Genomic DNA, 11,357 nt, shown 5'->3' with positions numbered 1-11,357 from the left:
TATCATGGCTATTCGTGTTGCTATTAATGGCTATGGCCGCATCGGTCGCTGCATTTTATGGTCAATTTTTGAATATAATCGTCTAAACGAGTTTGAGATAGTCGCGATCAATGACTTATCTGGGATGGAAGTGACAGCGCATTTAACTCAGTATGATTCAACTCATGGGCGTTTTAATCGAAAAGTTGAATCTCAAGGCCAAGATTTAATCATTGATGGCCACCCCATTCGTATTACCTCCGAGCGCGATCCCAAAAATTTACCTTGGGCTGAAATGAAGGTTGATTTAGTGTTTGAGTGTACCGGAAAATTCACTCGCCGCAGTGATGCACAAATGCATATTGATGCGGGGGCAAAGAAAGTGTTAATTTCAGCACCCGGAAAAGATGTCGACGCCACGGTCGTCTATGGCGTGAACCATGAGCAAATTACAGGTGGTCATACGATTATCTCCAACGCGTCTTGCACAACAAACTGCCTGGCACCAGTTGTCAAACCCCTTCACAAAGCCATTGGTATTGAAACAGGCTTGATTAACACCATTCATGCCTACACCAAAGATCAAATGTTATTGGATGGTTGTCATAAAGATCTTCGTCGTGCGCGATCAGCAACCCAATCAATCATCCCGACCAAAACCGGCGCCGCTGCCGCTGTTGGTTTGGTTTTGCCAGAACTTAATGGCCGTTTGGATGGCTTTGCCATGCGCATACCAACTATTAACGTATCAATCGTTGATTTAACCTTTAATGCCTCTCGAGAAACATCCGTAGAAGAAGTCAATCAAGTCATGAAGCAAGCTGCCAACGACATCCTCGAATATACTGACCTCCCTTTGGTTTCCATTGATTTTAATCACAACCCTGCCTCGGCTATTTTTGATGCAAGCCAAACAAAAGTTTTAGGTAAATTAGTCAAAGTCGCAGCATGGTATGACAATGAGTGGGGCTTTTCTAACCGAATGCTGGATGTTGCGTCGGTTATGATGTCTCGGTAAGGAGAATACAATGAAGGTGCTGACGCTTGATGATGTTTCTTTAAAAAATAAACGCGTTCTCATTCGTGAAGATCTCAATGTGCCCATCAAAGATGGCTTAATTACCAGTGATCAACGTTTACAAGCGGCTATACCCACATTGACGCGCTTGCTGGATGATGGGGCTGCGGTGATTGTTCTGTCGCACTTAGGCCGCCCCAATGAAGGCATGTATGATCCAAGATATACTTTACAACCCGTTGCTGACTATCTAAGCAGCCATATCAATTACCCAGTCCGATTTGTCAAAGATTACCTGGAAGGGGTCGATGTCCATCCCGGCGAACTCGTGTTGTGCGAAAACGTGCGATTCAACGCCGGTGAGAAAGAAAATGACGTCGAATTATCCAAAAAAATGGCCGCTTTATGCGATATTTTTGTCATGGATGCATTTGGTACAGCCCATCGTTCTCAAGCCTCTACTGTCGGTGTTGCTCATTACGCACCGATTGCTGTCGCAGGTCCTTTATTGGTGAAAGAATTAACGGCTATTGAAGCGGCGTTAAAAGCGCCTGAAAAGCCCATCGTCGCCATCGTGGGCGGGGCAAAAGTCTCCTCCAAATTAAGCTTGCTTCGCCAACTCGTCACCCAGGTTGATTACTTGATTCCAGGCGGTGGCATCGCTAATACATTCTTAAAAGCACAAGGCGTTGAAATCGGACGATCATTGGTCGAAGAAAATTTACTAAGCGAAGCGGCCGACATCTTACAGCTTGCCAAAGTTAATAATTGCCAAATAACCTTACCCGTCGACGTCGTGGTTGGCAAAGAATTTGCCGAAAGCTGCCCCGCTTTTAATAAATCATTAGCCAATATTTCAGGTAACGATATGATATTTGACGCAGGTCCGGAATCAGTTGGCCGTTATATCGACATTATTGAATTAGCTAAAACCATTATATGGAATGGGCCTATTGGCGTATTTGAATTTCCACAATTCGCTTATGGTACACGCGCTTTAGCCTTCGCCATTGCTGAATCTGAAGCATTTTCCATTGCCGGCGGCGGCGATACATTAGCAGCCGTCGATCAATATGGCATTCAAAATCAGATTTCCTATATTTCAACGGGTGGTGGCGCATTTTTGGAATGCTTAGAAGGCAAAACCTTACCAGCAGTTGCCATGTTAGAGCATCGTGCTAGCGAAAAATCGAACAAATAGTGAAAGATAACGCATCAGCTCACTGCTTGTTTCCGTCATCACCGATGGAGGGGATTCATACGCTAGACCAGCAGGATAGTTCATCCCCCGTTTCTGCCTCGTTGTTGATCACAATTTTCAGCTCAAAAAGCACACTTTACCTCATCATTGCATTATCTTCTGCGTTAATAGGCCTATCGACGGGGCTAGTCATCTTTGCGGGATTAACCGGTATTGGCACAACCGCTTTTGCGTTTGCCGAATCGATTGTTGCTGGTGTTGGCGCAGCTTTGGTTTGCGGTTTCGGATTAAGTATGCTCGCAGATTGTGCGGATAAGGCTAACCAAGCACCCCAGACCGGAAGCATGTTAGGGTAAATTTTAAATGGGCATAACGCTGATGATTAATCATCGTTTTCATTTTGACGATACAAGACCAAAATATTGCCGATGTGTTGCACCAATTCAGCGGCAACAGCCGGACAAATTTGCTCTGCCAGCAAGGCGCGGTCTTGCTTTTCCTGACCTCGAATTTTAACTTTTATTAATTCATGTGCCTTTAATGCGTGATCAACTTCACTAATGACGGCATCTGTTAAACCTTTATCGCCAATTAACACAACCGGTTTTAAAGAATGCGCTCGCGCTTTTAATTGTTGGCGAAAATCACTTTTCATGGTCTGGTTTCTCTTCGGTAAGGTTGATCAATCAAATAAATGACGAATTATTGCACGTTTTGCTAGAAAAAGATAGCGTAATTGTGTACCATTTACCTTTTCATCCATTTTTACCATCATGGGACGTTCAAAAAGCTCAAAAAGCTGGCTTAAGGAACATTTTTCAGATACCTATGTTAAACAGGCGCAAGCTGAAGGGTATCGCAGCCGAGCAATTTATAAACTGATCGAAATCGATGACAAGGAAACATTGCTTTATCCTGGAATCACCGTGATTGATCTGGGCGCTGCCCCTGGCGGATGGACTCAGTACGTCAGTCAAAAACTTGATGGAACAGGCAATATCATTGCATTAGATATTCTGCCAATGGATGCGCTAGCCGATGTGACGTTTATTCTAGGGGATTTCCAAGACGAACTTGTCTATCAAAATCTACTTTCTCATATCCCAAATGAAGGTGTAGACTTGATTTTATCGGATATGGCCCCAAATATGAGTGGCAATCCCGCGATTGACATACCCAGAGCAATGGCGTTAGCAGAGTTAGCATTCGATTTATGCTCGCAGGTACTAAAAAAGGATGGCAATGTGCTAATGAAGCTTTTTCATGGTGAAGGATTTGACCAATTAATTAAAGATGCGCGACAGCAATTTAGCAAAGTCGCTATTAAAAAACCCAAAGCGTCCCGTTCCCGATCAAGAGAAACCTATATGCTGGCAAAGGGATACAAAATGGGTTAATTTATGAGGATAATAGACTACACTTATAAATAGACATAAAATATTTGCGGACTTCCTTGAATACGTTATGTCGGGTCATAGACCCTTCTTAAGACAGTATTTTGTAGTTTTTTAGCAACGGTTAAACAACCTATCGCTTGATAAGAATAATAATATATACTTTCAAGCACAAAGTAAGTTATCTGACAGACCAACCATGAGGTTATTATTTTGAACGACATGGCAAAAAATTTATTCTTATGGCTTATCATAGCCATTGTGCTTGTTTCAGTGTTTAGCAACTTTGGCCCCCGGCACGCCGCAACTGAAAAAGTATCCTATAGCCAATTTTTGACCGAGGTCGGTCAAGGCATGGTGAGTTCTGTAACCATTGAAGGCGATAAGGTTGTTAAGGGCGTGACTAAAAATAATCGTCGTTTTGTCACCTACATGCCGATGAAAGACGATGCGCTGCTTGGCGAGTTGTTAAAAAATAAAGTCGACGTCAGTGGCGAAGAAAAGCAACAACAAAGTTTGTTATTGCATTTATTCATTAACTGGTTCCCCATGCTGCTATTAATTGGTGTATGGATTTTCTTCATGCGGCAAATGCAGGGTGGCGGCAGTGGCCGAGGTGCTATGTCCTTTGGCCGTTCAAAAGCACGATTAATGGGTGAGGATCAAGTCAAAGTCACCTTTAAAGATGTGGCAGGCGTTGAAGAAGCAAAAGAAGAAGTCGTTGAATTGGTTGATTTCTTGCGTGATCCGAGCAAATTCCAAAACTTAGGTGGACGTATTCCCCGTGGTGTTTTACTCGTTGGCCCGCCAGGAACAGGTAAAACGTTGCTCGCTAAAGCGGTTGCTGGGGAAGCCAAAGTACCGTTCTTTACCATCTCAGGTTCAGACTTTGTTGAAATGTTTGTTGGGGTTGGTGCCTCCAGGGTGCGCGATATGTTTGATCAAGCAAAGAAACATGCCCCATGCATTATCTTCATTGATGAAATTGATGCCGTGGGTCGCCACCGTGGCGCAGGGCTAGGCGGAGGCCACGATGAGCGTGAACAAACCTTAAACCAACTTTTAGTTGAAATGGACGGTTTTGAGGGTAACGAAGGGGTCATTGTTATTTCAGCCACCAACCGACCCGATGTCTTGGACCCAGCACTGCTTCGTCCTGGCCGCTTTGACCGACAAGTCGTTGTTCCTTTGCCCGACATCAAAGGTCGCGAACAAATTCTGAAAGTCCATTTACAAAAAGTCCCTCTGGAAAAAGAAGTGGATGTCATGGCCATTGCTCGTGGTACACCCGGATTTTCAGGAGCAGACCTGGCAAATTTAGTGAATGAAGCTGCGCTGTTTGCCGCAAGAGGAAATCGACGCACGGTAAGCATGAAAGAATTGGATGCAGCAAAAGACAAGATCATGATGGGTGCTGAGCGCCGCTCAATGGTCATGGATGAAAATGAGAAAAAATTGACGGCTTATCATGAAGCAGGCCATGCCATTGTTGGGCTTGTCGTGCCAGAGCATGATCCCGTCTACAAAGTATCCATTATCCCACGAGGGCGCGCATTGGGTGTTACCATGTTTCTTCCCGAACAAGATCGATATAGCCATAGTCGACGTCGTTTAGAAAGCCAGCTAGCCAGTTTATTTGGCGGTCGAATTGCTGAAGAAATTATTTTTGGCGAAGACAGCGTGACAACCGGCGCTTCAAACGATATTACCCGTGCAACCGATATCGCACGCAAAATGGTAACCTCTTGGGGTTTATCCTCATTAGGGCCATTAACATTTGGCGAAGAGGAAGGGGAAGTATTTTTAGGCCGATCAATGCAACAAACGCGAGAATTTTCGGATAAAACAGCCGAAGCCATTGATAAAGAAGTCAAAGCAATTATTCAGCGTAATTATGAACATGCTAAAACAATATTAATGGAAAATAATGATAAATTGCATTTGATGGCAGATGCTTTGATTAAATATGAGACCATTGATACGGCTCAAATCAAAGAAATCATGGCAGGCAAGGAACCCTCTCCTCCACAAGATTGGGAACCCAAAAAAGTTGTCCATGACGATTCTGACTCAAGCGGAAAACGGGCGCATAGTCCAAAAAATAGTAAGCCTATTGAAGATGTCTAATTAGATAGCTTACTAAAACGGAATATTGGTATTAAAAACAACAAGGTATCATAAGTTGAACATTCAGCAGTATCGACTTTGGCATCAACAATTGCTTGATGCCTCCCTACCGAAGCCCAAGCCTTTAGTGATGGGTATTGTCAATGTCACCCCCGATTCTTTTTATGACGGCGGAAAACACGATAAATGCGAGCAAGCCATTGAACATGCTCGCCTTCTCATCGCCCAAGGGGTTGATATTTTAGATATTGGCGGGGAATCATCTCGGCCAGGTGCCAAGACTGTCTCCGCACAAGATGAAATGGACCGAATTTTACCGGTCATCAAAGCCATCCGCGAAGAAAGTGATATCATAATTTCTGTCGATACCTATAAAACCTCGGTTATGCAGGCATGTGTTGAGTTCGGCGCCAATTTAATTAACGATATCACCGGCCTACCGGATAAGGCGACACGCCAATGGTTGGCAACAACCAACATTCCCTTGTGCATCATGCATATGCAAGCTAAGCCAAAGACCATGCAAGTCGCGCCACACTATCCCAACGGGGTGGTCCTAGAAATTAAAAACTTTTTGCAAAATCGTGCCCAGGAGTGCTTGGATGATGGTATTGAAAAAGAAAATATTATCCTCGATCCGGGTTTCGGTTTTGGTAAATCTGTTGAGCATAATTTATTAATGATAAAGCATCTAAAAGAATTTACAGCAATGCCTTTTCCTGTTTTACTGGGAGTATCCCGAAAAAGTACCCTTGGTGAAGTCACAGGCTGTCCTAAAGAAGACCGACTTGCACCGAGCATTGCAATAGCAATCTATAGCCAATTACAGGGCGTAGGGATCATCAGAGTTCATGATGTCGCCGAAACCGTTGCAGCAATAACGATGTTAGATGCTATCACCAAGCAACAAGCGAGTAAGGAAGTTTAAGGATGAATATACGACAATATTTTGGGACAGATGGTATTCGTGGTCATGTTGGCAGCGATCACATTAACCCTGAGTTTGTTTTAAAACTGGGTTGGGCAGTTGGCCGTGTATTGGCAAATGGTGATCGCAAAAAAGTCATTATCGGCAAAGATACCCGTATTTCAGGCTATATGTTTGAATCTGCATTAGAAGCAGGTTTATCCGCTGCTGGCGTTGATGTTCGTCTGCTTGGTCCTATGCCAACCCCTGCAATTGCCTATCTCACGCAAACCTTACGAGCCAATGCTGGCATCGTTATCAGTGCATCTCACAATCCATTTGAAGATAATGGCATTAAATTTTTCACTGCCGATGGTTCTAAACTCGATGACGACATTGAACTTCTTATCGAAGCAGAAATTAATCAACCATTAAAGTGTGTTCCTTCGGCAAAGCTAGGCAAAGTGGCTCGGATAAATGATGCGCCTGGTCGATACATTGAATTTTGCAAATCCACCATTCCGTCCCTGACACGATTGAATGGGCTGAAAATTGTCGTGGATTGCGCCAATGGCGCCACTTACCACATCGCCCCCAACGTGTTTGCTGAATTAGGTGCCGATGTGGTTACCATCGGCGATAAGCCCGATGGTTTTAATATTAATCAATCATGTGGGTCCACCAATCCCGAACAACTTCAGCAGGCCGTGCTCCAACATGGAGCAGATGTAGGCATAGCCCTCGATGGCGATGGCGATCGCTGCATCATGGTTAACCATGCCGGTGAGATCGTTAATGGTGATCAACTGCTCTATATTATTGCCTGCGATAGGTTACATAAAAATCATCTGCAAGGTGGAATCGTCGGCACAGTCATGTCCAATTTTGGATTGGAGAAGGCTTTTACCCAGAAACAAATTCCTTTTAAGCGAGCCAAAGTGGGCGATCGCTATGTCATGTCGATGTTAAAAGAAAACAACTGGAAAATTGGTGGCGAACCATCGGGGCATATTGCCTGCTTGGATAAAACCACCACCGGCGATGGCATCATCACAGCACTACAAGTGTTAGCAGCCATGATTAAACAACAATTGTCATTAATTCAGCTGTGCAAAGAACTGACTCTACTACCTCAGCATTTAATCAATCTAAGAACCGACCATGCCCAGCATTTGATGCAACTCCCCGCTACCCAAGACGCCTTGCTGCGCATAGAAAATGAAATTGGTAGCAGTGGCCGAGTCTTATTACGCCCATCCGGGACTGAACCACTCATCCGAGTGATGGTGGAAGGGCAAACCATGGAGCAGGTTCAATTGTATGCTGAAACGCTCGCGAACGATATCAGATCCATTGAAGCCGGGTTAAAATCCCCAACCCAATAAAATGGACACCCCATCTTGAGTATTTCCACCTACCAATTCCCGGATGAAGGCGCAGCCGTAATCCGGGAAACATAGCTTCAAACTCCCTAATTTTTTAGCATATATTCGGCTGGCAATCATAGATCCATTCGGTAACGCAGACGCTAACGCAAACGTTCACGTAAAAGGTCTTTTAATGGGAAGGCTTTTCAAGAAGGTCTTATAAACCTGGATTTTTAACAGTACTCCAGTATAATGTGTCGCGAACTACAATTTGAACTTTTGGTGTTAATAATGCGTCATATTTTACACTCTTTCTATGTGATAACCGCCTCGGTGTTATCCACAGCTTACTACGCATCTTGGACGGTATTTTGGCAATTGATTTCAAAACAGCCGCGTCAATGGACCGATAAGATTGTCACTTCATGGGCAAAGAGCATGGTTCGCATTGCTAAAATAGACTATACGGTTTCAAATCCGAACAATGTCGAAATCAATTCAAATCAACCAACTATCATCATGTGTAATCATAGTAGTAACTATGATATCCCGCTAAGCTTTATGATTTTTCCCAAAGCATCGATGCGAATGCTTGCAAAAAGAGAACTTTCTCGCATACCCGTGTTAAGCACCGCCATGACTCGCCTTGAATTTTTATTTGTTGATCGCAAAAACCATAATCAGGCAGTCAAAGATCTCGCTGAAGTTCAAAAATTGATGAAAAGTGGTATTGTCATGTGGATTGCCCCCGAGGGCACGCGTTCTCGATCAGGTCATTTGTTGAAATTTAAAAAAGGGGGATTTGTCACTGCCATCAACGCCAAAGCAACCATTATCCCCGTTGGTATTCGTGGATCATATAGCATAATGAAACCTGATTCCGCATGGCTGTCACTTAACCCCAAAGCCGAGCTACATATCGGCACCCCTGTGGATGCTTCTCAATTTAGTATGGATGATAAAGACCGCTTAATTGAGCAAGTAAGAGAACAAATTGCCCAGCTAAGCGGTGAAACCAAAATTGAAGAGGTCGGTAAAGCGCCTGCTTAACATCAATGGCTGAAACCATAGTTATCATCATTCACCGCAACGACAGCCCCTTGACCAATGTGTCTGGGGTCACTTGCTGCGGTAATAAAGTTTTTCGTTTGATCCCACGTAATAGCCTGCATATCGCCATAATATTGATTAAGCGACATCAACGCATACCCCATGCCGCGCAATTCATCTTGTTCTGATTTTGTTAGCGTCTCGGGTTCAAATTGAAGAAAATCGGGCAAATACTGATGATGGAACCGCATTTTTGATACCATGGTAATTGCCCCTTTCCCTTCATAAAATGTCAAAGCAGCTAATAACATCATTGACGGTATTCGGCTGCCACCCGGTGTGCCACAAATAGCCACCCGTCCGGGCATCAGTAAAAACGTTGGCGCCATACTTGAAAGTGGCCTTTTGCCCGGGTCAATGGCATTGGCAACGCTACCAACCAAACCAAAGACATTGTGAACACCGGGTTTGATACTAAAATCATCCATTTCATCATTGAGGAGAACCCCGGTGCCTTGCGCGATGACACTGGAACCAAATATGTAATTGACTGTGAGCGTTGCCGCCACACGATTGCCTTCTTTATCCAAAATTGAAATATGGGTCGTATTGCCTGCTTTTGCTTCCTGGCCCATCTTAGGCAGGGTGTCACTAGCAGTTGCTCTGTCTGGTTTAATCAATTGCCTTAATTGTTTGGCATTATCAGCAGATAACAAAAATGACAACGGTATCTTGTGAAAATCGGGGTCGGCTAAATAGGTATCTCGTTGCCAAAACGCTAATCGCATCGCTTCAGTTAAATAATGAATCCATTGCACCTTATTCATTTCAGGCAAGGAATAGCCTTGTAAAATATTTAACATGGTAATTAAACCAACACCCCCTGCAGAGGGTGGCGGGGCGGTTATAATCAACATATTTCGGTACGCACTGACTAAGGGATCGCGAATTTTTACCTGATAATTTGCTAAATCTTCTTCAGTCCAAATACCCCCCAAGTCCTGTACACTTTTAACTAATTGTTTGGCGACAGGGCCTTTATAAAACCCATCATGGCCTTGTTTGGCAAGTTGCTTTAATGTGTTTGCCAGATCTGGCTGCACTAAGCGCTCACCTATCTTATAAGGACGTCCCTGGTTGAGAAAGACGCTTGCTGTGGAGGGGAAGCGCTTTAATTGAGCGAGCCTGTCACCCATGGTAGTAAAATAAACAAATTGATGATCGACTTTGAAACCCTTTTCTGCCAAAGCAATGGCTGGCGCCAAGGATTTAGACAGGGGTAGTTTGCCATAATGCTTCGCCACATAAGCGATTGCAGCTGGTTCGCCAGGAATCGCTGCCGCTAACGGCCCATTAATGGATAACCCGGGAATAGGTTTGCCTTTGCTATCCAAATACATATCGCGACTTGCTTTGCTGGGCGCCGTTTCTCGACTATCGATAAAACTGTTTTTTTTATTCTTAGCATCATACATCAACCAAAACCCACCTCCCCCAAGTCCGGAATGATAAGGCGCAACAACCGCTAACGTCGCAGCCACCGCAATTGCTGCATCAAACGCATTACCACCTTGCCCTAATATGGTTAATCCCGCTTCGGTGGCTAAAGGGTGGGCACTACTAACGGCCATCCCGGATGGATATTGTGCAAGTTTTAGCGGTTCTTTTTTGGGTATATCGGCAAAAACCTGGAAGTTAGCCAAGCAAACCATTACTAACCCTATCCATTTTTTCATCAAATTTCCTTATTGATATTTTTTTATTAACTCTGAATGAACATTTTTAGGCACAAACGAGCCAATATCGCCACCCAAACTTGCTATTTCTCTGACCAAAGACGACGAAATAAACATGTAATTTTCAGCGGGTGTTAAAAACAGTGTTTCAACGGATTTATCCAATCGTCGGTTCATTCCGGCTAACTGAAACTCATATTCGAAATCCGACACCGCTCTTAAGCCTCGGACAATCACTGTTGCATTATGCTGTTTAACAAATTCAATTAATAGATTATCAAAGCCGATTACCTCGATGCCCTGGAGATGGCTCGTAGCCTGCTTTATCATCTGCAATCGCTTTTCTAGGGAAAAACAGGGTTTCTTTGTTTTGTTTTTAGCCACACCGATAATTAATTTGGGGAACAGCCCCGCCGCACGTTCAATCAAATCCAAGTGGCCATTGGTTAATGGGTCAAACGTCCCTGGGTATATCGCCGTATGAGAAATATTATTGGTCATGTTTTATCTCAAGCATTGAAAATGCTTTTAGTCTATCGTAAAGTAGTGCAAATGCAACTTTTAGCCGATGATTGACA

Annotated in this window: 11 protein-coding genes; 8 read left to right on the top strand and 3 right to left on the bottom strand. The window is 43.9% G+C overall.

Annotated elements, in window-relative coordinates:
• Nucleotides 1-4: 4 nt before the first annotated feature.
• From gap to AB3348_RS07400, 3 genes are read left to right on the top strand one after another with little or no spacing between them, the layout of a single operon-like run.
• A complete protein-coding gene (gene gap / locus AB3348_RS07410) occupies nucleotides 5-997 on the top strand; it encodes a type I glyceraldehyde-3-phosphate dehydrogenase (RefSeq protein WP_367606939.1) in 993 nt (330 codons plus the stop codon).
• 10 nt (nucleotides 998-1,007) lie between these two features.
• Complete coding sequence (locus AB3348_RS07405; RefSeq protein ID WP_367606938.1) at nucleotides 1,008-2,198, top strand: phosphoglycerate kinase; 1,191 nt, start codon at nucleotides 1,008-1,010, stop codon at nucleotides 2,196-2,198.
• Complete coding sequence (locus AB3348_RS07400; RefSeq protein ID WP_367606937.1) at nucleotides 2,198-2,554, top strand: hypothetical protein; 357 nt, start codon at nucleotides 2,198-2,200, stop codon at nucleotides 2,552-2,554. The genes AB3348_RS07405 and AB3348_RS07400 overlap by 1 nt, the downstream gene beginning before the upstream one ends.
• Nucleotides 2,555-2,580: 26 nt before the next feature.
• Here AB3348_RS07400 and yhbY read toward each other — a convergent pair whose 3' ends face one another.
• Nucleotides 2,581-2,853: a ribosome assembly RNA-binding protein YhbY gene (gene yhbY, locus AB3348_RS07395; protein WP_367606936.1), complete on the bottom strand. Its 273-nt coding sequence runs from the start codon at nucleotides 2,851-2,853 to the stop codon at nucleotides 2,581-2,583.
• Between the two features lie 118 nt (nucleotides 2,854-2,971).
• Between yhbY and rlmE the strand changes: the two genes are divergently transcribed.
• The 5 genes from rlmE (at nucleotide 2,972) to AB3348_RS07370 (ending at nucleotide 9,043) form a co-directional block, all read left to right on the top strand.
• Nucleotides 2,972-3,595, top strand: a complete 624-nt coding sequence (gene rlmE, locus AB3348_RS07390) for a 23S rRNA (uridine(2552)-2'-O)-methyltransferase RlmE (protein WP_367606935.1) — start codon at nucleotides 2,972-2,974, stop codon at nucleotides 3,593-3,595.
• A 210-nt stretch (nucleotides 3,596-3,805) separates the two neighbouring features.
• A complete protein-coding gene (gene ftsH / locus AB3348_RS07385) occupies nucleotides 3,806-5,719 on the top strand; it encodes an ATP-dependent zinc metalloprotease FtsH (protein ID WP_367606934.1) in 1,914 nt (637 codons plus the stop codon).
• A 55-nt stretch (nucleotides 5,720-5,774) separates the two neighbouring features.
• Nucleotides 5,775-6,647 carry a dihydropteroate synthase gene (gene folP / locus AB3348_RS07380; RefSeq protein WP_367606933.1) on the top strand — a complete coding sequence of 291 codons (873 nt, stop codon included), beginning with the start codon at nucleotides 5,775-5,777 and terminating at the stop codon, nucleotides 6,645-6,647.
• Between the two features lie 2 nt (nucleotides 6,648-6,649).
• Nucleotides 6,650-8,011, top strand: a complete 1,362-nt coding sequence (glmM, locus tag AB3348_RS07375; protein ID WP_367606932.1) for a phosphoglucosamine mutase — start codon at nucleotides 6,650-6,652, stop codon at nucleotides 8,009-8,011.
• Nucleotides 8,012-8,284: 273 nt separating this feature from the next.
• A complete protein-coding gene (locus AB3348_RS07370) occupies nucleotides 8,285-9,043 on the top strand; it encodes a lysophospholipid acyltransferase family protein (protein WP_367606931.1) in 759 nt (252 codons plus the stop codon).
• A gap of 2 nt (nucleotides 9,044-9,045) precedes the next feature.
• Here AB3348_RS07370 and ggt read toward each other — a convergent pair whose 3' ends face one another.
• A complete protein-coding gene (gene ggt, locus AB3348_RS07365; RefSeq protein WP_367606930.1) occupies nucleotides 9,046-10,779 on the bottom strand; it encodes a gamma-glutamyltransferase in 1,734 nt (577 codons plus the stop codon).
• A gap of 9 nt (nucleotides 10,780-10,788) precedes the next feature.
• The gene (gene coaD, locus AB3348_RS07360) at nucleotides 10,789-11,280 is read right to left on the bottom strand and encodes a pantetheine-phosphate adenylyltransferase (RefSeq protein WP_367606929.1); all 492 of its coding nucleotides are present in this window, start codon (nucleotides 11,278-11,280) and stop codon (nucleotides 10,789-10,791) included.
• Between the last annotated feature and the right edge of the window lie 77 nt (nucleotides 11,281-11,357).

The organism is Legionella sp. W05-934-2, assembly GCF_964199965.1.
Lineage (GTDB): Bacteria > Pseudomonadota > Gammaproteobacteria > Legionellales > Legionellaceae > JAFIFT01.
This window is presented reverse-complemented; position numbering and strand designations above follow the sequence as displayed.

What these genes read in the sequence shown, in the direction of transcription:
- coaD (WP_367606929.1), bottom strand. Translation starts at nt 11,280, where the DNA reads ATGACCAATAATATTTCTCATACGGCGATATACCCAGGGACGTTTGAC.
- glmM (WP_367606932.1), top strand. Translation starts at nt 6,650, where the DNA reads ATGAATATACGACAATATTTTGGGACAGATGGTATTCGTGGTCATGTT.
- gap (WP_367606939.1), top strand. Translation starts at nt 5, where the DNA reads ATGGCTATTCGTGTTGCTATTAATGGCTATGGCCGCATCGGTCGCTGC.
- rlmE (WP_367606935.1), top strand. Translation starts at nt 2,972, where the DNA reads ATGGGACGTTCAAAAAGCTCAAAAAGCTGGCTTAAGGAACATTTTTCA.
- ggt (WP_367606930.1), bottom strand. Translation starts at nt 10,779, where the DNA reads ATGAAAAAATGGATAGGGTTAGTAATGGTTTGCTTGGCTAACTTCCAG.
- yhbY (WP_367606936.1), bottom strand. Translation starts at nt 2,853, where the DNA reads ATGAAAAGTGATTTTCGCCAACAATTAAAAGCGCGAGCGCATTCTTTA.
- AB3348_RS07370 (WP_367606931.1), top strand. Translation starts at nt 8,285, where the DNA reads ATGCGTCATATTTTACACTCTTTCTATGTGATAACCGCCTCGGTGTTA.
- AB3348_RS07405 (WP_367606938.1), top strand. Translation starts at nt 1,008, where the DNA reads ATGAAGGTGCTGACGCTTGATGATGTTTCTTTAAAAAATAAACGCGTT.